24 protein-coding genes are annotated in these 20,795 nt (G+C 70.8%); 4 read left to right on the plus strand and 20 right to left on the minus strand.

What is annotated here, in order from left to right:
- Positions 1-22: 22 nt before the first annotated feature.
- Positions 23-553: a hypothetical protein gene (locus tag ATL45_RS04945; RefSeq protein WP_093152090.1), complete on the minus strand. Its 531-nt coding sequence runs from the start codon at positions 551-553 to the stop codon at positions 23-25.
- Positions 550-2,439: a DNA primase gene (gene dnaG, locus ATL45_RS04950; RefSeq protein WP_093152094.1), complete on the minus strand. Its 1,890-nt coding sequence runs from the start codon at positions 2,437-2,439 to the stop codon at positions 550-552. Before dnaG ends, ATL45_RS04945 begins: the two co-directional genes overlap by 4 nt.
- 104 nt (positions 2,440-2,543) lie before the next feature.
- Here dnaG and ATL45_RS04955 point away from each other — a divergent pair, with 104 nt between their 5' ends.
- Positions 2,544-3,437 carry a sigma-70 family RNA polymerase sigma factor gene (locus ATL45_RS04955; protein ID WP_093152097.1) on the plus strand — a complete coding sequence of 298 codons (894 nt, stop codon included), beginning with the start codon at positions 2,544-2,546 and terminating at the stop codon, positions 3,435-3,437.
- Between the two features lie 48 nt (positions 3,438-3,485).
- Here ATL45_RS04955 and ATL45_RS04960 read toward each other — a convergent pair whose 3' ends face one another.
- From ATL45_RS04960 to ATL45_RS04980, 5 genes are all read right to left on the minus strand, one after another.
- Complete coding sequence (locus tag ATL45_RS04960; protein ID WP_093152099.1) at positions 3,486-4,580, minus strand: serpin family protein; 1,095 nt, start codon at positions 4,578-4,580, stop codon at positions 3,486-3,488.
- 352 nt (positions 4,581-4,932) lie between these two features.
- Positions 4,933-5,118: a hypothetical protein gene (locus ATL45_RS04965; RefSeq protein WP_093152102.1), complete on the minus strand. Its 186-nt coding sequence runs from the start codon at positions 5,116-5,118 to the stop codon at positions 4,933-4,935.
- Between the two features lie 148 nt (positions 5,119-5,266).
- Entirely contained in the window at positions 5,267-6,547 is a 1,281-nt protein-coding gene (locus tag ATL45_RS04970) for a deoxyguanosinetriphosphate triphosphohydrolase (protein WP_093152104.1), read from the minus strand.
- 177 nt (positions 6,548-6,724) lie between these two features.
- Positions 6,725-7,378: a YdcF family protein gene (locus tag ATL45_RS04975; RefSeq protein WP_246025170.1), complete on the minus strand. Its 654-nt coding sequence runs from the start codon at positions 7,376-7,378 to the stop codon at positions 6,725-6,727.
- Positions 7,379-7,488: 110 nt separating this feature from the next.
- Entirely contained in the window at positions 7,489-8,874 is a 1,386-nt protein-coding gene (locus ATL45_RS04980) for a glycine--tRNA ligase (protein ID WP_093152109.1), read from the minus strand.
- Between the two features lie 214 nt (positions 8,875-9,088).
- On the opposite strand from ATL45_RS04980, the gene ATL45_RS04985 reads away from it, so the two are divergent.
- Both ATL45_RS04985 and ATL45_RS04990 read left to right on the plus strand, forming a co-directional pair.
- Complete coding sequence (locus ATL45_RS04985) at positions 9,089-9,562, plus strand: ArsR/SmtB family transcription factor (RefSeq protein ID WP_093152112.1); 474 nt, start codon at positions 9,089-9,091, stop codon at positions 9,560-9,562.
- A complete protein-coding gene (locus ATL45_RS04990) occupies positions 9,559-9,975 on the plus strand; it encodes a Fur family transcriptional regulator (protein ID WP_093152114.1) in 417 nt (138 codons plus the stop codon). The genes ATL45_RS04985 and ATL45_RS04990 overlap by 4 nt, the downstream gene beginning before the upstream one ends.
- A 6-nt stretch (positions 9,976-9,981) precedes the next feature.
- On the opposite strand, the gene ATL45_RS04995 is transcribed toward ATL45_RS04990, so the two are convergent.
- From ATL45_RS04995 to recO, 5 genes are all read right to left on the minus strand, one after another.
- Complete coding sequence (locus ATL45_RS04995; RefSeq protein WP_093152117.1) at positions 9,982-10,680, minus strand: TIGR03943 family putative permease subunit; 699 nt, start codon at positions 10,678-10,680, stop codon at positions 9,982-9,984.
- On the minus strand, positions 10,680-11,681 hold the full coding sequence (locus ATL45_RS05000; protein ID WP_246025171.1) for a permease: 1,002 nt from the start codon (positions 11,679-11,681) through the stop codon (positions 10,680-10,682). The genes ATL45_RS04995 and ATL45_RS05000 overlap by 1 nt, the downstream gene beginning before the upstream one ends.
- 181 nt (positions 11,682-11,862) lie before the next feature.
- Complete coding sequence (locus ATL45_RS05005; RefSeq protein WP_093152120.1) at positions 11,863-12,294, minus strand: hypothetical protein; 432 nt, start codon at positions 12,292-12,294, stop codon at positions 11,863-11,865.
- Positions 12,294-13,127: an isoprenyl transferase gene (locus ATL45_RS05010; RefSeq protein WP_093152123.1), complete on the minus strand. Its 834-nt coding sequence runs from the start codon at positions 13,125-13,127 to the stop codon at positions 12,294-12,296. The genes ATL45_RS05005 and ATL45_RS05010 overlap by 1 nt, the downstream gene beginning before the upstream one ends.
- A gap of 69 nt (positions 13,128-13,196) precedes the next feature.
- Positions 13,197-13,994, minus strand: coding sequence for a DNA repair protein RecO (gene recO, locus ATL45_RS05015; RefSeq protein ID WP_093152126.1), 798 nt, complete (start codon positions 13,992-13,994; stop codon positions 13,197-13,199).
- 115 nt (positions 13,995-14,109) lie between these two features.
- Here recO and ATL45_RS05020 point away from each other — a divergent pair, with 115 nt between their 5' ends.
- Positions 14,110-14,469 carry a DUF4190 domain-containing protein gene (locus ATL45_RS05020; RefSeq protein ID WP_093152128.1) on the plus strand — a complete coding sequence of 120 codons (360 nt, stop codon included), beginning with the start codon at positions 14,110-14,112 and terminating at the stop codon, positions 14,467-14,469.
- Here the strand turns inward: ATL45_RS05020 and ATL45_RS05025 are convergent.
- The 8 genes from ATL45_RS05025 to ATL45_RS05060 form a co-directional block, all read right to left on the minus strand.
- Positions 14,466-14,897 carry a DUF2752 domain-containing protein gene (locus ATL45_RS05025; protein WP_093152131.1) on the minus strand — a complete coding sequence of 144 codons (432 nt, stop codon included), beginning with the start codon at positions 14,895-14,897 and terminating at the stop codon, positions 14,466-14,468. The genes ATL45_RS05020 and ATL45_RS05025 overlap by 4 nt on opposite strands.
- Positions 14,894-15,283: a CD225/dispanin family protein gene (locus ATL45_RS05030; RefSeq protein WP_246025172.1), complete on the minus strand. Its 390-nt coding sequence runs from the start codon at positions 15,281-15,283 to the stop codon at positions 14,894-14,896. Before ATL45_RS05030 ends, ATL45_RS05025 begins: the two co-directional genes overlap by 4 nt.
- Positions 15,284-15,351: 68 nt before the next feature.
- Complete coding sequence (locus ATL45_RS05035) at positions 15,352-15,771, minus strand: CD225/dispanin family protein (protein ID WP_093152136.1); 420 nt, start codon at positions 15,769-15,771, stop codon at positions 15,352-15,354.
- Between the two features lie 121 nt (positions 15,772-15,892).
- Positions 15,893-16,798: a GTPase Era gene (era, locus tag ATL45_RS05040; protein ID WP_093152139.1), complete on the minus strand. Its 906-nt coding sequence runs from the start codon at positions 16,796-16,798 to the stop codon at positions 15,893-15,895.
- Positions 16,799-17,077: 279 nt separating this feature from the next.
- Positions 17,078-17,443, minus strand: coding sequence for a cytidine deaminase-like protein (locus ATL45_RS05045; RefSeq protein WP_093152142.1), 366 nt, complete (start codon positions 17,441-17,443; stop codon positions 17,078-17,080).
- A complete protein-coding gene (locus tag ATL45_RS05050) occupies positions 17,436-18,758 on the minus strand; it encodes a hemolysin family protein (RefSeq protein WP_093152144.1) in 1,323 nt (440 codons plus the stop codon). Before ATL45_RS05050 ends, ATL45_RS05045 begins: the two co-directional genes overlap by 8 nt.
- Positions 18,759-18,775: 17 nt before the next feature.
- On the minus strand, positions 18,776-19,342 hold the full coding sequence (gene ybeY / locus ATL45_RS05055) for an rRNA maturation RNase YbeY (RefSeq protein WP_093152147.1): 567 nt from the start codon (positions 19,340-19,342) through the stop codon (positions 18,776-18,778).
- The gene (locus ATL45_RS05060) at positions 19,339-20,421 is read right to left on the minus strand and encodes a PhoH family protein (protein WP_093152149.1); all 1,083 of its coding nucleotides are present in this window, start codon (positions 20,419-20,421) and stop codon (positions 19,339-19,341) included. Before ATL45_RS05060 ends, ybeY begins: the two co-directional genes overlap by 4 nt.
- Positions 20,422-20,795 lie beyond the last annotated feature (374 nt).

Genomic DNA, 20,795 nt, shown 5'->3' on the forward strand with positions numbered 1-20,795 from the left:
GAGGTGCTCGGCTGTCGAGGGATCAGCGCTCTTTCGCGCGGTTCAGCTGCTCGGCGACGGTGGCGGCGAACTCCGCGACCGCTGCTTCGTCCGCGCCCCGGTCCGGCCGCACCTGGAGCACGATCCCGTCCTGGCCGGGGACTTTGCGCTGCACGAACCACGCTCCCCCGCCGGGCAGGTCGCGGTGGTGGCGGGAGCGGATCGACTTGTTCACGCGTTCGTGCACGACGTCCGGCAGGCGCCTGGGTTCGGTCAGCTGCAGGCGGCGGTCCGGCTGGTCGCGCAGCAGCACCGCTCCACCCGCGTCGCCGGTTTCCTCGGCCTCGACCAGCGTGAGCGCGCCGTTCTTCCAGGTCGCCTTGCTCAGCAGGTGCCAGCCGATGCGGCGTCCCTCCGGCAGCCAGAGGCCGAGGTGCGTGGCGACCAGCGCACCGTCCGACGTCCGGGCCACCGCCAGGACGTGCTCCTCCGGCGCGAGCTCTCCGGCGAAGTCGGCCGGCAGCTCGGCCGTGCCGCTCAACCGGGCGCCCAGCCGGCGCAGCCAGGTGATCACATCGTCCCCATGATCTTGTCCAGCAGGGCCTTGCGGTAGCCCTCCAGCGCGATCAGGTCGCCGAACAGCGCGTTGTACTCCTCGGCGTCCTCCACCGGCGAGATCCGCTGGACGTTCGACTTGATGTCCGCGATCTGCCTGCTGACCAGGCGCTCCTGCATGCGCGTGATCAAGTCCGCGACGTAGCGCGGGCCGTCATCGCTCTGCACGTCCAGCGGCTCCGCGACGAGCTCGGTGAGCAGCCGGGCGACGACCTCGTTGCCGCACTGCTGCGCCACCGCGCCCACCAGGGAAGCGCCGTCCAGCCCGGACGCCGTGCCTCCGGCCAGCAGGATCGCGCGGTGCAGCTCGGCGTAAGCGCGCTCGGTGAAAGCATCTTCCGGCAGCGCGTCGTACGTCGGCCCGGCCAGCGCGGGCAGCTGCAGCGCCGCCTTCAGCGCCTCGCGCTCCACCAGCAGACGGGGATCGTTGCGCGGCGGCCTGCGCGGCAGGTCGACGTCGATGCCCAGCGCGACCTGGTTCTTCGGGGCCTGCTTGCGCACCGGCCGAGCCTGTCGTCCACTGCCGCCCTTGACCCGGCGCACGACGTCGTTCTCGCTGTGCCAGCCCGACCAGCCGGCCAGCTGGACCGCGTAGTTCTCCTTGCTGCTCTGGTCCTTGATCTGCTGGACCAGCGGAATCGTCCGCTTCAGCGCGGCGACCCGGCCCTCGACGGTGGTCAGGTCGTGCTCGTTGAGCAGGCTGCGGATGGCGAACTCGAACAGCGGCCGGCGCCGGGCCACCAGATCGCGCACCGCCGCGTCGCCCTTGGCCTCGCGCAGCTCGCACGGATCCATCCCGTCCGGCGTGATCGCCACGAACGTCTGGGAGGTGAACTGCTGCTCGCCCTCGAACGCCTTGAGCGCGGCCTTCTTCCCCGCCTCGTCGCCGTCGAAGGTGAAGATCACCTCGCCGCGGAACACGTCGTCGTCGAGCATCAGCCTGCGCAGCACCGCGATGTGCTCGTCGCCGAAGGCCGTGCCGCAGGAGGCCACCGCCGTCGGCACCCCGGCGAGGTGCATCGCCATCACGTCGGTGTAGCCCTCGACCACCACCGCCTGGCGGCGCTTGGCGATCTCCCGCTTGGCCAGGTCGATGCCGAACAGCACCTGCGACTTGTTGAAGATCGGCGTCGCCGAGGTGTTGACGTACTTGGCCTGGATCGGGTCGTCGTCGAAGAGCCTGCGCGCGCCGAAACCGACCACGTCACCGCCGAGATCCTTCAACGGCCACAGCAGCCGCCGGTGGAACCGGTCGATCGGGCCGCGGCGGCCCTCCTTGGACAGCCCGCACTTGATCAGCTCGTCGAGCTCGAAGCCCTTCTGCAGCAGGATCTTCGTCAGCTTGTCCCAGCCCGCGGGCGCGAACCCGCAGCCGAAGCGCTGGGCCGCCGCCTCGTCGAAACCGCGCTCCGCCAGGTATTCGCGGGCCTTCAGGGCTTCCGGCGATCGCAACTGCTCGGCGTAGAACTCGGCGGCGATGCGGTGCGCCTCGACCATCCGCGCCCGCGTGCCGCGGTCGCGCTTCGGCCCCGGTGCGCCGCCCTCGTACTGCAGCTGGATGCCCGCCTGATCGGCCAGCCGCTCGACCGACTCCACGAAGCCGAGGTGCTCGATCTTCATCAGGAAGGCGATGACGTCGCCGCCCTCGCCGCAGCCGAAGCAGTGGAAGGTGCCGTGGCTGGGGCGCACGTTGAACGACGGCGTCTTCTCGTCGTGGAACGGGCACAGGCCCTTCTGCGCGCCGCCCCCGGCGCTGCGCAGGGCGACGTATTCGCCTACGACGTCGTCGATCCGGATGCGATCGCGCACTTCGGCGATGTCGCTCTCCCGGATCCTGCCTGCCACGCGGCCCAGTCTAGGGGCATTGCGATCGGCACCGTCCAGGTGTCCGCTCCTGGAGGCTGGCGCGCCACACTTCGCTCTGTTCGCGCTGCCGCTGCGGCAGAATCATCGACGTGACCGTCACCAGCACCGAGCTCGCCGCGGAATTCGACCAGCACCGGAACCGGCTGATCGGTCTCGGCTACCGGCTCACCGGCCGGATCGCCGACGCCGAGGACGCGGTGCAGGACGCCTGGCTGCGGCTGGCGACGGTCGACCGCGACGACATCCGCGACCTGGGCGCGTGGCTGACCACGGTGGTCAGCAGGCTGTGCCTGGACCGGATGCGCTCGGCGGCGGTGCAGCGCGAGCAGTACGTCGGCCCGTGGCTGCCGGAGCCGCTGGTGACCTCGCTCGACGACGACCCGGGCGACATCGTGGCCGGTCAGGACGACCTGCGGATGGCCGCGTTGCGCGTGCTGCACGAGCTGCCGCCGGACCAGCGGCTGGCCTTCGTGCTGCACGACGGCTTCGAGGTGCCGTTCGCCGAGATCGCCGAGGTGCTCGGTTGCAGCGTCGTCGCGGCCCGGCAGTACGCCTCGCGGGCGCGGCGCGCGATGGCCGACGCCGACCCGCCGCAGCGGGTGCCGCTGCCCGAGCAGCAGCGCGTGGTGGAGGAGTTCCTCGCCGCGCTGGCGTCGAAGGACGTCGACGCGGTCGCCCGCACGCTGCACCCGGCGGTCGTGGTCCTCGGCGACAGCGGCGGCAAGGCGCGCACCGCCCGGCGCCCGGTCGTGGGCATCGACAAGGTGGCCCGGTTCGCCGTGGGGCTCATGCAGAAGTACGACGACAAGCTGCTGGAGAACACCCGCCTGGTGATGGTCAACGGCGACCTCGGCGTCCTGCTGCCCGGTTCCCCCGAAGTCGCGCCGCGCGTGTTCACCCTGGCGATCCGCGACGGTCGGCCCGCGGAGATCTTCGACGTGGTCAACCCGGACAAGCTCACCCGGATCCCGTGGTGACCGTGAGCGCTTCGGGGCGTTCTGGCACCCCGAAGTGCTCACGGGCTGTCAGCTCGGGTCGGTGATCCGGGCGAGGAAGTAGAGGGCTCCGGTGGCCTGGTGGCGGACCAGGAACAGGAAGGGCCGGTCCACCTCGACCCGGATCGGTTCGGGCTCCTGGACGATCGCCGTCAGACGCATCATCACCGCCGTCGCCGCCGCGCCCTCCAGGCCCTTCTCGTCCACCTCCAGCACCGACTGGTGCAGCACCGCGGAGACCCGCAGCGCCCGGTCGGTCAGCGGTGAGAAGTCCGCAGCCTTGGTGAACAGGTCGTGGACGCCGAGGGCGCCGAGCGGCTGGGTCAGCTCGGCATCACCGGTGACGTCGAACTTCGGCAGGAACAGCTCCACGCGCTGCTGCTTGACCGCGTCCAGGAGTCCGCTCAGGCGGGCCGCGTCGAGGTCCGGCTCGGCCCGGTCGAGGCCTTCGTCCGGGAGCAGGACCACGGCCTCCACTCCCCCGGCGGCGGGCAGGCTGACCGCTTGCCAGCCATCCGCCGCTGCGTAGCCGAAACGCCTCGTGACGTGCATCGTCGGCACCTCGCGGGTGCCCGCCGGGGCGTGGAAGGGACGTGCGGTGGTGGCGTGCTCGTCGAACGCCTCGCGCCACGAGACCTTCAGGTAGAGCGCGTTGACCAGCGCGGCAACCGTGTCCGAGCGCACCGAGCCGGCGGGCAGCAGCTCCGGGATCAGCTCCCGGGTGGTTTCCGCGACGTCGGTGTTGATCAGCTGGCGGGACTTCTCCGGGTCGGTGCGGAACGGCGCGTTGCGCACGTCGCTGCCGGGCCAGTCCTTGAGCGCGCGCACGTAGGAGTCCTCGATGTGCAGGTCCTCGTGCGCCCACAGCGTGTTCGCCACCGCCAGCACCGGTGGTTCGGCAGCACCGCCCGCGGTCAGCTCGGCCGCGCCGCCGAGCACGTCGAGGAGTGCGGTCGGGTCCGCGCGCAGGGCGGTGACCAGCTCTTCCCTGGTCCGGCCGCCGGTCGCGGCGGCGGCCAGGCCGAGCGCGCTGGACACCGAGTACGGCGACCAGCAGAACTGCTCGTCCGGCTGCGGGGCGAGCTTCCGGTGCAGGGACAGGCTGAAGTCGAGGTGTTCGCTCACGGCCGCTGGACTCCGTTCCGCGTCGGCTGGCTCCGGGCTGATCCCGAGTCTGCCAGCCGACCGGCCCTCCCGGCCGCCCTCGCAGACGAATCGTCGGCTTCCACGCGAACCGTGGTTCGCGACCGCAGCCGCGACACGCGCCCGGTTACAGCTCGGAAAGGTGTCGCATGCGCCGCAGGCGGATAACCCACCCACGCCACTTGCACCGCCGCGGGTTCTCAGAGGTCGCCTGGCGAGGACAGCCCGTTCGCCGTGTATCGGACATACATAAGAACGGGATCCCGCAGTCCAGGCGGCCTCTGAGGTTCCGCTACCCGCACCGCCACGCAAAACGACCCGGGAAACGCAGAGGTCAGCGGAGTGATTCTTCGATGTCGGACAGGCCCATCAGGCGGAGTTCCTGGGCGATGTAGCTGGCCGCGCGCTGGGCCGCCGGGTCCTGCCAGTGCAGGTCGTTGACCCAGTCGGCCAGGTTGTCCGTGTTGACGTAGGGCTCGCCGCCGACGACGAGCTTCTGGATGTAGTGCCGGTTGCGCATCGGGGTCTCCTCGCGACCCGGTGATTTCGGGGTCGGGCCGCTGGCGTGTTCGGGGGTCGGGCACCACCGGCGGTCGGGACCCGCCAGCGGACACTCTGCGTAAGCGTCAAGGAGAAACCCAGATCAACTCACCCCTTTCGGATGAACGTCACACGGATTCGGGCACATTCCGTACATGCTTTCGATGCCATCGCAACGCCTGCGCGTCGGTCAGCGAGGCCACCTGGTCCAGCACCACACGCAACCGCGCGGCATCGTCCCCGGCGCGCCGCCACGCCGCCGCCATCGCCGGGTCCAGCGACTCCGGGGCGCCCTCGGCCAGGGCCTCCACCAGCTCCGCCAGCATCGATCGCTGCCGCTCCTGCATCCGCAACCGCTGCGGATCGCTCATCACGTACCGCAGCGCCACCGCCTTGAGCACCGCGACCTCGGCCACCACCGGCTCGGGAACTACCAGGTCGGCGCGGTACCGGGTGAGCGGTCCTGGCCCGAACCGCTGCACCGTGCCGGTCACCGCGGCGGCCACGAACCGGCCCACCAGCTCGCTGGTGAGCCGCTTGAGCGCCACCTGTGCGGTGAAGGTGCCGTCGTAGTCCAGCACCGCCGCCACCACCGGCCAGCGCACCAGCTCCGCCGCGGCGTGGTCCAGCAGCCCCGAGGCGTCGCCGGGACCGCTGAAGTACTTCGCGGCCATCCGGACGATCTCCGCGCGCTCGTCACCGCTGGTCAGTGAGCGCAGCGAGATCCGGCCGGACAGCACCCCGTCCTCGACGTCGTGCACCGAGTACGCCACGTCGTCGGCCCAGTCCATCACCTGGGCCTCCAGGCAGCGGCGCTGCGCCGGGGCGTCCTGCCGGAGCCAGTCGAAGACCGCCGCGTCGTCCGGGTACACGCCGAACTTGGCCTCGCCGGGCCGCTTCGGCCACGGGTACTTGGTCGCCGCGTCCAGGCACGCCCGGGTCAGGTTCAGCCCGCGGCCGACGTCACCGGATTCGGCCAGCTTCGGTTCCAGCCGGGTGAGGATCCGCAGCGTCTGCGCGTTGCCCTCGAAACCGCCGCAGGCCCCGGCCAGGTCGTTGAGGGCGCGCTCGCCGTTGTGGCCGAAGGGCGGGTGGCCGATGTCGTGCGCGAGCCCCGCCGTGTCGACCAGGTCCGGATCGGCGCCCAGCGCCGCGGCGATGCCCCGCCCGATCTGCGCGACCTCCAGCGAGTGCGTCAACCGGGTGCGCGGCACGTCGCCCTCTTCCGGGCCGACCACCTGCGTCTTGCCCGCCAGCCTGCGCAGCGCCGCCGAGTGCAGCACGCGCGCGCGGTCGCGGGCGAACGGTGTGCGGTCGTCCGAGCGCGCTCCCTCGGGCAGGGCGAGCTTCGGGGATTCGGGCAGCAGCCGTTGCAGATCGTGTGCGCGGTAGCCGGGCGTGGTGTCCATCGCGGTTCAGACTACGGCCGGAACCCGACGAATCGCCGCAGGCCGGAGGCGTTTCGCGGCCGCCCCACCGGGTGGCGTCAGAACTTGCCTCGGCCTCTTGTCCTTGAAGCGGCGCAGCCGCTTAGGCCGCCCTCGCAGCTCGCGCCGCCACGTAGAACGAGTTCGTCGGACAGGCCCTCAGCCCAGGCCGTCGCCGTTGAGCTCGGCCGGGGCGTGCGTCAGCCGGTAGTACAGCAGCGCGCCGGTCTCCCGGACGATGTAGCGGAACTGGAACTCGCGGGTCTGCACGGCCGGGCCGGAGCGGGCGGGCGAGGCCCACGCCTCCAGCCCGAGGTCGTTGGCCATCGTCCGCGCCCGCAGCGAGTGCCACGGGTCGCTCACGATCAGCGCGCTGTCCCAGCCGCGGTCCGCGGCCAGGTCGGCCACGGCCTGCACGCTGCCCAGGGTGTCCTCGCCGACGTCGACCTCGACGATGTGATCGGCGGGCACCCCGTTCTCGCTCAGCCACTTCTTGCCCGCCTGGGCCTCGGTGTAGGCATCGCCGGTCTGCCTGCCGCCGACGGTCACGACGTACTCCGTCAGCCCGGCCCGGTACAGCTTCAGCGCCTGGTTGAGCCGCGCCTCCAGCACGTCGGAGGGCTTGCCGTGGTACTGGGCGGCGCCGAGCACGACGACGATGTCCACCGGCCGCCGGTCGTCGAACCGCGCCACCTGCCACACCCGGAACGCGGTGCCGCCGCCCACCAGCAGCGCCACCAGCAGCGTGCCGACCAGGACCCGGCTCAGGGTGCGCCCCGAGCTGGACCGGTGGGCGGCGCGGTGGTGACTCACGCGGGCAAACCTCGCAGAACTTCGGGGCCGGTGCCCGGGTCGGCGGCCGACCCGGGCACCGCTCGCCATCTCCGTCCGGCGGGGATCCCGCCGGATGAACTGGAACGGTCTCAGCAGCCGAGCAGGCGGACTGCCAGGTACTCCTCGAGCTTGTCCATCGCCACCCGCTCCTGGCTCATGGTGTCGCGCTCGCGAACCGTGACCGCGTGGTCGGACAGCGTGTCGAAGTCGACCGTCACGCAGAACGGGGTACCGATCTCGTCCTGGCGGCGGTAGCGGCGGCCGATCGCACCGGCGTCGTCGAAGTCGACGTTCCAGTTGCGGCGCAGCTGCGCGGCGATGTCGCGGGCCTTCGGCGACAGCTCGGCGTTGCGGGACAGCGGCAGCACCGCGACCTTCACCGGCGCCAGCCTGCGGTCCAGCTTCAGCACCACGCGCTTGTCCACGCCGCCCTTGGCGTTGGGCGCCTCGTCCTCGTGGTAGGCGTCGATCAGGAACGCCATCATCGGACGGCCCACGCCCGCCGCGGGCTCGATCACGTACGGCCGGTAGCGGGAGTTGCTGGCCTGGTCGAAGTAGGACAGGTCCACCCCGGAGTGGTTGGAGTGGGTGGTCAGGTCGAAGTCGGTGCGGTTGGCGATGCCTTCGAGCTCACCCCACTCCTGGCCGCCGAAGCGGAACCGGTACTCGATGTCGACGGTGCGCTTGGAGTAGTGCGACAGCTTGTCCTTCGGGTGCTCGTACTCCCGCAGGTTGTCGCTGCTGATGCCCAGGTCGGTGTACCAGGACATGCGCTGGTCGATCCAGTACTGGTGCCACTGCTCGTCCTCGCCCGGCTCGACGAAGAACTCCATCTCCATCTGCTCGAACTCGCGGGTCCGGAAGATGAAGTTGCCCGGCGTGATCTCGTTGCGGAACGACTTGCCGATCTGGCCGATGCCGAACGGCGGCTTCTTGCGCGCCGTGGTCATCACGTTGGCGAAGTTGACGAAGATGCCCTGCGCGGTCTCGGGGCGCAGGTAGTGCATCCCCTCCTCGCTCTCGACCGGCCCCAGGAAGGTCTTGAGCATCATGTTGAACTCGCGCGGCGCGGTGAACTGGCCGCGGGTGCCGCAGTTCGGGCACGGCACGTCGGACAGGTCGTCCTCGGCGGTCTCCTTGCCGGTGCGCTCGGAGTACTCCTCGGCGAGCTGGTCGGCGCGGAAGCGGTGGTGGCAGGACGTGCACTCCACCAGCGGGTCGTGGAACGCGGTGACGTGCCCCGAGGCCTCCCAGACCGGGCGCGGCAGGATCACCGAGGAGTCCAGGCCCACGACGTCGTCGCGGCCCTGCACCATGAACTTCCACCACTGGTGCTTGATGTTGTCCTTGAGCTCGACACCCAGCGGACCGTAGTCCCAGGCCGACCGGGTACCGCCGTAGATCTCGCCGGACGGGAAGACGAAACCACGGCGCTTGCAGAGATTGACGATCGTGTCGATCTGGTCGGCGGGCACGTTAACTCCGGAAATCATTCGCTGGATGAGTCGAACCAGCTGGTCGGGCTGGAGTTTCCCAGCGTACCGATCGCGGCGCGGTGAGCGTGCGCCCGGGCCGTGGTGTCGATGCGATCGACCGTAAGTGTGTTACCCGTAGGATGGGTGCGTGGAGCGTCACCGCGCGACGGCGCGGCTCGACGGCCCCGCACCCAGACATCTCGGAGAGGAACCGATGCCCGCGATCAGCCCGGATGCCGAGCCGGCCCAGCCGACTGCGGGGCCCGGTCTGGAGCGCCCCGAGGACCACGTGCACTCCCCGGACCGGGACGCGCACCCGGCGCCGCTGTGGGACCAGCAGGTCCTGGTGGAGGCCGGTGAGCTGCTGCGGGCGCTGGCCGCCCCGGTGCGGATCGCCATCGTCCTGCAGCTGCGGACCTCCGAGCGCTGCGTGCACGAGCTGGTCGACGCCCTCGGCGTCGCCCAGCCGCTGATCAGCCAGCACCTGCGGGTGCTGAAGTCGGCCGGGGTCGTGCACGGCGAGCGGCACGGCCGGGAGGTCGTCTACCGGCTCGTCGACGAGCACTTGGCGCACATCGTGGTGGACGCCGCCACGCACGCGGAGGAGACCTCCGGAGCCCGGTCGCGCGGACCGGCGGCGGTGCGCTCCACCGAATCCGACGGCGGACAGGAGACGGAGACAGCGTGACCACCGGTGAGGGCCCTGCGGTCGGGGTACCGGGACTGCGGGCCACCAAGCAGCGAGCGGCGGTGTCGAACCTGCTCGACCAGGTCGACGACTTCCGCTCGGCGCAAGAGCTGCACGAGGAGCTGCGGCGGCAGGGCGAGGGGATCGGGCTGACCACGGTCTACCGGACCCTGCAGACCCTGGCCGACGCGGGCGAGGTCGACGTGCTGCGCAACCCGTCGGGCGAATCGGTGTACCGGCGGTGCTCCAGCCACCACCACCATCACCTGGTGTGCAGGCACTGCGGCCGGACCGTGGAGGTGTCCGACCCGCCGGTGGAGAACTGGGCGGAGCGCATCGGCCAGGAGCACGGCTTCACCGATGTCAGCCACACCGTGGAGATCATCGGCACCTGCCCCGACTGCGCGGGCTGACCTCGGTCAGTACTCGTAGGTGTCCAGCGGGGCCGGGATGGTGCGGAGCGTGAGCACGTCCACCGCGGGGACGTAGTCGTTGGCCTCGGTGGCCGTGCCCGGGCGCAGGCGGACCGCCACTTCGATCCAGGTGTCCGCCGGGAGCTCCGCCGCCTGCGGCGCCCCGGCCAGGTCGATCTTCACCGGTGCCGCGTCGGCGGCGCAGCAGTTGATGCGCATGCGCGCGAGCTGCGTGGTCTCCGGCGTCGGGTGCACCACGAAGCCCTGCAGGCGGATCGTCCGGCCGTTGAGCGAGCCGCTGTCGTCCCAGATCACCCGGGTGATGAACTCCGAGGCGCTCAGCAGCGGGGCCTGCTCCGGCGGCAGCTCCGGGAACAGCGGTTCCGCCGGGGCCTGCGGCGCCGCCGCGCGGTCCCGGGTGACCGAGTCCGAGCCCAGCGCGGGCGGGGCCACCAGGAAGATCGCGAACACCGGCAGCAGCAACAGCCACGGGCTGCGCGAGTCGTGCTCGTGGTGCCCGGGGCCTCCGGCCCGGATGTCGCGGACGATGGCGAAGGCCGCGAGCCCGATCATGACCACGCCCGACACCAGCAGCCACGGGAACAGCGAGGGCTTGACGTAGCGCAGGTAGCTGCCGCCCAGCGCGATCTTCAGCAGCGCGCCGCCGAGCAGCAGCAACAGCAGGTTCTGGGTCTCCCGGCGCATCACGAACCTCCCAGCAGCACGGCGCCGACGCCGACGGCGCAGGCGATCGCGACCACGAACGTCACCGGGGCGAAGCGCGCGGCGAAGCCGCGGCCGAAGGCTCCCGACTGCAGCGCGATCAGCTTCAGGTCCACCGCGGGCCCCACCACCAGGAACACCAGCTTCGGGATCAGCGGCAGGCCGGGCATCGACGCCACCACGAACGCATCGGCCTCGCTGCACAGCGCCAGCACCACCGCGAGCACGGCCATGACCAGCACGCCGAGCAGGAGTTGACCGGCCAGCGAATCCAGCCACTCGGACGGCACCAGGACGTTGAACACCGCCGACGTCAGGCCGCCCAGCACCAGGAAGCCCCCGGCCTCGACCAGGTCGTGCCGCGCGGACTCGGCGAACACCACCCAGCGGCTGCCGCCGGGCCGCGCTTCGACCCGACGCAGCGCGCGCTCGGCCAGCCACTCCGCCTTGCCCAGCCGCGCCCAGAGCCAGCCCATCGCGCAGGCCGTCAGCAGCGAGCCGAGGAACCTGGCCAGCACCATCAGGGGTTCACCGGGGAACGCGACCGCGGTGGAGACCAGGACGATCGGGTTGATCGCCGGCGCGGCCAGCAGGAACGCCAGCGCCGCTGCGGGCGCGACGCCCTGCTGCATCAAGCGGCGCGCGACCGGCACCGAAGCGCACTCGCACCCCGGCAGCGCGACGCCCGCGATACCGGCGACCGGCACCGCCGCACCGGGCTTGGCGGGCAGCACGCGGCGCAGCGCGTCCGGTGGGACGAACGCCGCGATCAGCCCGCTGACCAGCACGCCGAGCACCAGGAACGGCATGGCCTGCACGCAGACCGCGACGAACACCGTCGATCCGGTGCGCAGCGCGGGTACGTCCAGCAGCGCGGTCACCTGCGACTGGAACACCGCGGCGAGCACCATCAGGACGCAGAGCACCTCCAGGGAGGTGATCAGGGGCCGCCGCACGCGCGGCGGATCGGCGATCTCGGTCACCCGTCCATCGTGCCAGTTCGAACTGATAATCGTTCGCACTAGTGCGCTAAAGCGGCCGCGAAGACCGGTCACCGCTGGTCGAGCACGGCAACCCAACACGCCGACGCATCCCCCGAAGGGGCGGTGGGCCGCGATTTCAATGGAAATCAGACGTCTGATTTCCATTGAAATCGCGTCGCGACTACGGGGACGCGGTGCCCTCGGGCTCGGCCAAGAGCTCCGTGCGCAGCTGGGACGCCGTGGCGACCACGAGCATCAGCAGCGTGCCCAGCGGCGCCGGTGCCATGCCCTCCGCCGGGAAGGCGTAGCGCAGCGTCACGTCCATGCCCCGCTCGGTGCGGACCACGCCCAGCGTGCCGAACAGCCCCTGCCCGGCCCGCTCCGCGACCGACTGGGCGAGCTCGTCGGTCGCCGGGAGGTCCCAGGCGACCACGCAGGTCAGGCTCAGCACGGTCAGCCCCTCGGCGAGCTGCATCGCCTGCACCGCGCACGGCACCTCGGAGTGCCGGAAGGTCAGCGCGCCGTCGTCGTCGACGTGCACGTCGTGGTAGGTCTCCAGTGCTTCCTTCGCCGCGGTCATCAACCGCGCCGTGGTAGCAGCCTCCTGGGTCATCAATTGCCCTCCTGGGCGGATTCGGCGTTCGCCGCCCGGTCGATGGCCCCGCCGAACCGCCGGTCGCGGCGCGCGTACTCCTCGCACGCCTGCCACAGGTGCCGTCGGTCCACGTCGGGGAACAGCGTGTCCTGGAAGACGAACTCCGCGTAGGCGGACTGCCAGAGCATGAAGTTCGACGTCCGCCGCTCCCCGGAGGGCCGGATGAACAGGTCCACGTCCGGCATGTCCGGCTGGTACAGGTACTTCGCGATGGTGCGCTCGTCGACCCGTTCCGGATTGATCTTCCCCGCCGCGGCCAGCCGCGCGATCTCCCGCGCCGCGTCGCCGACCTCGGCCCGCCCACCGTAGTTGACGCACATGGTCAGATTCATGACCTCGTTGTTCTTCGTGCGCTCTTCGGCGTCCTGCAGCTGGTTGACCACGCTGCGCCACAGCTTCGGCTTGCGCCCGGCCCAGCGCACCCGCACGCCCATCTCGTCGAGCTCGTCAACGCGCCGGGCGATCACGTCGCGGTTGAAGCCCATCAGGAACCGCACCTCGTCCGGGCTGCGCTTCCAGTTCTCGGTGGAGAAGGCGTACAGCGACAGCCACTTGACGCCGAGCTCGATCGCCCCGCGGGCCAGCTCCAGCACGACGGCCTCGCCGCGCTTGTGCCCCTCGATGCGGGGCAGGCCGCGCTCGTTGGCCCACCGGCCGTTGCCGTCCATCACGACCGCGACGTGGTTGGGCACGAACTCGGCGGGCAGCGCCGGCGGCTTCTCCCCCGAGGCGTGCGGGTCGGGTGCCCGAACGCTCGGGTCGTCCTTGCCCCGCCCACGGCGTCGCAACATAACTGGCTTCTCCTCTTCGGACTGCTGAGCGTGCGGACCTCATTGTCCCCGCACGCGTCGATCAACAGTTCAGCGCCCGTCCTCGGCGGTGCCGACCAGCGCGGCTTCCGCCGCACGCTCCCGGATCAGCTCGGGGACGGTCCGCTCGACCAGCGGCAACGAGCGCAGCTGGCGCTCCATGTGCCACTGCAGGTGCGCGGCGATCAACCCGCTGCCCTCGCGGCGGGCCGACTGCTCCGCCCGCTCCGCGCTCGCCCAGTCACCTTGCAGCAGCGCCTCCATCAGCGGCAGCGTGTGCGCGGACGGCCGCACCGAACCGGCCGGGCGGCAGCGCACGCACACCGCGCCACCGGCCTGCACGTTGAACGCCGCGTGCGGCCCGGACTCACCGCACCGCGCGCACTCCGACAGCGCCGGGGCCCACCCGGCGAACGACATCGCGCGCAGCAGGAACGCGTCGAGCACCTGCGAGGAGTCGCGCTCGCGGCCGGCCAGCGCCCGCAGCGCGCCGATGGCCAGCAGGTAGAGCCTCAGCACCGGTTCGCCCTCCTCGGCGGCCAACCGGTCCACCGTCTCCAGGACGGCGCAGGCCGAGGTGTAGCGCTGGTAGTCGTCGACGATGTGCAGGCCGAAGGCGTCCACGGTCTGCACCTGGGTGATCACGTCGAGCGTGCGGCCGGTGTAGAGCTGCACGTCGACGTGGCAGAACGGCTCGACGCGGGCGCCGAACCGCGAGGTTGTCCGGCGCACGCCCTTGGCCACCGCCCGCACCTTGCCGTAGCGGCGGGTCAGCAGGGTTATGATCCGATCCGCCTCACCCAGCTTCTGCACCCGCAGCACGACCGCGGTATCCCGGTAGAGGCTCACACCCCCATCGTCGCACCTCCGTGCGGGCGCCTCGCGGGCAAGGCGAAGGACGCGGGGATCCGGTTCGTGTTCCCGAACGTCCCATTCGCGAACCGGACGAGCTGAAGAGGAACGGATGACCTACCCGTACGACCCGAACAACTCCTACTACCAGACCCCGCAGCCGTACGGCGCGGGTTATCCGCCGATGCCGCGGAACAACGGCATGGCGATCGCCTCCATGTGCGTCTCGCTGGCAGCGATCTTCACCTGCTACGGCGCGTTGCTCATCGGACCGGTCGGCGCGATCCTCGGGCACGTGTCGCTGCGCGAGATCAACCGGGACCAGCAGGCCTACACCAACCGCAGCATGGCGCTGACCGGCATCATCGTCGGCTGGTCGCTGTTCGCGGCGTGGGCTCTGCTGATCACCTTCGTGATCCTCGCCGCCACCGGTGTGCTCGGCCCGGCGCTGCAGGAGGGGTTCGAGAGCTAGACGTAGAGCGCGTCGAACGGCGGGAAGGGGAGGTTCCTGATCACCGACCAGATGGCGATCAGGACCAGTCCCACGTGCGGCGCCCAGCGCCACTGCTCCCAGGTGACCACCCGGCGGCCGCGCCAGCGGCCCAGCACCCAGGCACCCCAGGTCCACAGGAAGAACGGGATGAACAGCATCGCCGCCGCGTTGTAGTGCAGCGCGGTGAGCACGTCGCCGTGGAGCAGGCTGTAGATCATGCGCGTCACGCCGCAGCCCGGGCAGTCCAGCCCGGTCAGCAGCTTGACCGGGCAGGGCGGCAGCGGGAAGCCGGCGTCGGAGGTCGGATCCGCGGCCAGCACCACCGCCGCGCCGACGCCGGCCACCAGCACCGTGGCCGCCGGGAACAGCATGGCGCGCAGGCGAACCGCGTGCGGTGGAGCCGTCATTGCTGCGTCACGGCGGTCATGCTGGCACCGATGATCAAGAAGATGAAGACGAAGTAGAGCACCATCAGCAGGACCATCGCGCCGTAGCCGCAGGCCCCGACGATGACGCCGATCTTGCCCCACTTCTTTGCCTCGTCCGCGGCCGCCTGGGCCTGCGGGTGCTGGCCCTGGTACCACAGCGAGCTGACCTGCAACGCCTTGATCAGCGACGGGATGCCGAACGGCCAGCAGATGAGCAGGCTCGCGATGGCCCAGCCCAGGTTGTTGTTCAGCGGCATCGGCGCCACGCCGAACTGCGCCCCGTACGAGGACGGCGGCGGCATCGGCGCGGGCAGGTTGGCCGGCTCCTGCGGCGGTACCGGTTCCGGCCCGGACGGCTCGCTCACGTTCTCTCCCCCTCGTACGACCATGCCGTTGCGAGCGGGGCGACCGCGCGCAACGGCATGGGTGTGGATCAGTAGCTGCTGTAGCTGCTCGCCGTGGCGGCGAGGATGACGAACACCACCACGTAGAACAGGATGAGCAGGGCCCAACCGCAGGCACCGACGATGATGCCGATCTTGCCCCACTTCTTGGCCTCGTCCGCGGCCTCCTGGGCCTGCGGGTACTGGCCCTGGGCCCACAGGTTCTGCACCGAGGTGGCCTTGATCAGCGACGGGATCGCGAACGGCCAGCAGAGGAAGATCGAGCCGATGCCCCAGCCGATGTTGTTGTTCGGCGGCGCGGCACCGTAACCGGGCTGGCCGTAGGGCGCGGGCTGACCGTAGGGCTGCTGGGGGATCGGTCCCGAGGGCGGGCCGTATCCGCCGGGCTGCTGGCCGTACGGCTGCTGCGGGTTGGGACCCGAAGGCGGGCCGCCATAGGGATTCGTCACGTCAATTCCTTAAAGAGTTCCACGAGAGCCGCCTTGCGGCTGAGCGCAAAGACCGGCAGCAACGTACCTGAGACGCGAGCGATCGCGAGTCAGTTCCCGCCAAACCGTCGCCGATGTGTGATCAGAACCCCAGTTTGCGCAGCTGCCGCGGATCGCGCTGCCAGTCCTTGGCCACCTTGACGTGCAGGTCGAGGTAGATCTTGCTGCCGAGCAGCGCCTGGATGTGCTTGCGCGCCTGGGTGCCGACCTGGCGCAGCCGCTCGCCGCCCTTGCCGATGACGATCGACTTCTGGCTGGAGCGCTCGACGTAGACGATCGCGTGCACGTCGATCAGGTCGTCGCGGTCCTCGCGCGGGATCATCTCCTCGATGGTCACCGCCAGCGAGTGCGGCAGCTCGTCGCGCACGCCCTCCAGCGCGGCCTCGCGGATCAGCTCGGCGATGAGGGTGGTCTCCGGCTCGTCGGTCAGCTCGCCGTCCGGGTACAGCTGCGGGCCCTCCGGGAGCTGCTGCACGAGCAGGTCGGAGAGCACGTCGACCTGGTAGGAGTCCTTCGCCGACACCGGCACCAGGTCCGCGAAGTCCATCACCTGCTGCAGGTCGAGCAGCTGCTGGGCCACCTGTTCCTTGGGCACCAGGTCGGTCTTGGTGACCACGCCCAGCACCGGGGTGCGGCGGGAGACCTTCTTCAGCTGCTCGGCGATGAACCGGTCGCCCGGGCCGACCTTCTGGTCGGCGGGCACGCAGAACCCGACCACGTCGACCTCGGACCAGGTCTCGTAGACCAGGTCGTTGAGCCGCTTGCCGAGCAGGGTGCGCGGGCGGTGCAGGCCGGGGGTGTCGACGATGATCAGCTGCGCGTCCGGGCGGTGCACGATGCCGCGGATGGCGTGCCTGGTGGTCTGCGGCTTGCTGGAGGTGATCGCCACCTTGGAGCCGACCAGGCGGTTCGTCAGCGTCGACTTCCCGGCGTTGGGGCGGCCGACGAAGCAGGCGAATCCGGAGCGGTGCACATCAGAGCTGGTCACCGACCCATTGTGACCTCTCCGCCCGCGCCCCGGCGCACCGGGCACCGTTCGCACCACCGCGCAGCCGGTCCTGCTCAGGACCCCGGAGCCCCGGCCGTCCGGAATCCGCGATTTCAATGGAAATCAGACGTCTGATTTCCATTGAAATCGCGCGGAATCCGACGCACCGTCGGCGTGTCGGGTGCCCGGCGCGCCGACGGGACGTGCAACTTCAATGGAAATCGCATGTCCGATTTCCATTGAAATTGCGCGAGTCCCCACGCACCCGGGTGTGTCGGGTCAGTTGGAGAGGACTCCGACGACGTCGCCTCGGGCGTCGGCGCGCAGGATCGGCGCCGTGGACGTGAGGTCGCGGACCGCCGCCGCGGAGTCCGCGTCGACCGAATCCGCGTCGGTGACGACCGCCGCCGCTTCCAGGCCCTCGGCGCCGCTGGAGACCGCTGCGGCCACCGCCGCCTGCAGCGCCGTAAGGCGCAGCGACGGGAGGGCGATCGTGGTGGCCGCGTAGGTCCTGCCATCGGTGTCGCGGACCGCCGCGCCCTCGGCGGCGCCGTTGCGGGCGCGCGAGGCCCTCGCCAGCGTGACGATCTTGGCGTCCTCGGGGTCGATCTGCTGCGGCGCCGCCGCCTCCACGTGCTCAGCCACGGGTGTTGCTTCCCTCCTGGTCAGCACCGCGAAGCGGTGCTTGGTCGGTGTTGGCGGGGCGGACCAGCAGTGCGTTGATGCGGATCCGGCCGCGGTGGTCCTTGCCGCCCTCGGCGCGCAGCTTCAGCCCGGCGATCTCCGTCTCGGCCCCCGGCAGCGGAACCCGGCCGAGGCGCTGCGCCAGCAGGCCGCCGACGGTCTCCACGTCGGAGTCGTCCAGCTCGACGCCGAACAGCTCGCCGAGGTCCTCCACCGGCAGCCGCGAGCTGACCCGGACCGTGCCGTCGTCGAGCTTCTCGACCGGGCGGTGCTCCTCCAGGTCGGATTCGTCGGTGATCTCGCCGACGATCTCCTCGATGATGTCCTCGATGGTCAGCAGCCCGGCGGTGCCGCCGTACTCGTCGACGGCGATGGCCAGGTGGCTGCGGGACAGCTGCATCTCGCGGAGCAGCTCGTCCACCCGCTTGGTGTCCGGCACGAAGCTCGCCGGGCGCATCAGCTCCGACACCGGCGGGCCGGCCTCGTCGCGGGCGGTCAGCACCGTGCGGGTGAGGTCCTTGACGGTGACCACGCCGACGATGTCGTCGACGCTCTCGCCGATCACCGGCACCCGGGAGAACCCGGAGCGCAGGCACAGCGCCAGCGCCTGCCGGGCGGACTTGGTCTGCTCGATCCAGATGATCTCGGTGCGCGGCACCATGACCTCGCGGGCCAGCGTGTCACCGAGCTCGAAGACCGAGTGGATCATCTCCCGCTCGCCGGCCGCCACCACGCCGCGCTCCCCGGCCAGGTCGACCAGCTCGCGCAGCTCGACCTCGGTGGAGAACGGGCCCTCGCGGAACCCCTTGCCCGGGGTGATCATGTTGCCGATCAGGATCAGCAGCCTGGTCAGCGGGTTGAGCAGCCGGGCCAGCACCCGCACCGGCGCGGCCACCTTCAGCCCGATGCCGTAGGGGTGCTGCCTGCCGAGCGTGCGCGGCCCGACGCCGACCAGCACGTACGAGGCCACCAGCATGATCAGCCCGGCGATCACCACCGCCCAGGCCTCGGAGTCGGCCAGCCGCAGCGCGACGACCGTGACCAGCACCGTGGCGCCGAGCTCGCAGGCCAGCCGCAGCAGCAGGAGCAGGTTGACGTGGCGGGGCCGGTCGGCGAGCAGCAGCGCGAACTGCTTGGCCCCGCCCCGGCCCTCCCGCACCAGCTCGTCGACGCGCGCTCGGGAGGCCACCGCGATGGCAGCCTCCGACGCGGCGAACACCCCGGCGGCGAGCACCAGCAGCACTGCCGTGACCAGGAACGCCGTGGAATCGGTCAATCCCAACGCCGACTCCCTCAGCCGGCCGGCGTCGGGCCGCTCTGCGGCGGCTCCGACTCGTCCAGACCCACCGCGCCGAGCACCTTGTCATCGGCGCTGCGCTGCGCCTCCGCGCGCTCCGCCTCGGCCCGGGCCTCGCGGAACTCGGCCAGGATGCGGTTCTGCAGGCCGAACATCTCCCGCTCCTCCTCCGGCTCGGCGTGGTCGTAGCCGAGGAGGTGCAGGACGCCGTGGACGGTGAGCAGGTGCAGCTCGTCGAGCAGGCTGTGCCCGGCCTTGCGGGCCTGGTCGCGGGCGAACGCCGGGCAGAGCACGATGTCGCCCAGCAGCGCCGGGCCGGCACCGGCCGAGTCGGGCCTGCGGGCCGAGTCGTACTCGTCCATCGGGAACGACATCACGTCGGTGGGACCGGGCAGGTCCATCCACCGCTCGTGCAGGTCGGCCATCACGTCGAGCTCGACGAGCACGATGGACAGCTCGGCGAGCTGGCTGACGCTCATCTTGTCCAGGGCGAACCGGGCGACCGAGACGATCGTCGCCTCGGGCACTGCGACGCCGGATTCGTTGGCGATCTCGATGCTCATGCTCGTCCTCGTCGCTGCCCGTTGCGCCGACCGGAGCGGTCGTGCGGCTCGGCTTCTTCCAGTGCGTGCCAGCGGTCGTACGCGTTGACGATGTCGGTGACCAGCCGGTGCCGCACCACGTCGTGGCTGTCCAGCTGCGCGAAGTGCACGTCGTCGACACCGCCCAGGATGTCCTGCACCACCTTCAGCCCGCTGCGCTGGCCACCGGGCAGGTCGATCTGGGTGACGTCACCGGTGACCACGATCTTGGAGCCGAAGCCCAGCCGGGTCAGGAACATCTTCATCTGCTCGGGCGTGGTGTTCTGCGCCTCGTCGAGGATGATGAACGCGTCGTTGAGGGTGCGACCGCGCATGTAGGCCAGCGGAGCGATCTCGATGGTGCCCGCCTGGGTCAGCCGCGGCACGGACTCCGGGTCGACCATGTCGTGCAGCGCGTCGTACAGCGGCCGCAGGTACGGGTCGATCTTCTCGTAGAGCGTGCCCGGCAGGAAGCCGAGCCGCTCACCGGCCTCGACCGCGGGGCGGGTGAGGATGATCCGGTTGACCTGCTTGGCCTGCAGCGCCTGCACCGCCTTGGCCATCGCCAGGTAGGTCTTGCCGGTGCCCGCCGGGCCGATGCCGAACACCACGGTGTGGTGGTCGATGGCGTCGACGTAGCGCTTCTGGTTCAGCGTCTTGGGGCGGATGGTCCGGCCCCGCCGCGACACGATGTCCAGGCTCAGCACGTCGGCCGGCGATTCCTCGTGGTCCGCGGTGAGCATCCCGACGCTGCGGCGGACGATGTCCGGCGTCAGCGGGCTGCCCTTGCCGATCAACGCGATGAGCTCGGCGAACAACCGCTCCGCGAAGGCCACCTCGGCGGGTTCGCCGGACAGCGTCACCTCGTTGCCCCGAACGTGGACATCGGCGGTGAGCAGGTCTTCCACGACCCGCAGGTTCTCGTCTCGGGATCCGACCAACGTCAGCACGACGTCGTCCGGAACGGTCACCTTGGACTGCGCCCGTGCGGTCTGGGCTGTTGCCGTCTGGGGGGGTTCTCCGGACTGGGCGGCAGCGCCACCCGCTGCAATACCGGCCACGTGTGTTCGGGCCTGCTTTCTGCGCGTTCCGCGCCGGTCGTTCGGTCAGTTCTGCCTGGCACCGATGGTAGTCCACGCGGCAATCGGATTGCCGCTGTCACCGGCACGCGGACGACGTGGATCGCGCAACACCCCGGCGCGAACCGGGGCGTTGCGCGGGGATGCTCAGCCCCAAGGGCCTGTCGGCGAAAGCCGTCCGCGCCTTGTAAGCGGCGGCAGCCGCTTGGACCACCTCAGCAAGGTGACCACCGGCGGGTTCTGAGTGGTTTCCTGGCGAGGACGGCCTCTCCGCCGTGTATTGGGCATACATCAGGAGAGGCACCCGCAGTCCAGGGAAGCAGTCAGGTTCCGCCAGGCGACCACCCCAGCAAAGC

It is taken from the genome of Saccharopolyspora antimicrobica (assembly GCF_003635025.1).
Lineage (GTDB): Bacteria > Actinomycetota > Actinomycetes > Mycobacteriales > Pseudonocardiaceae > Saccharopolyspora > Saccharopolyspora antimicrobica.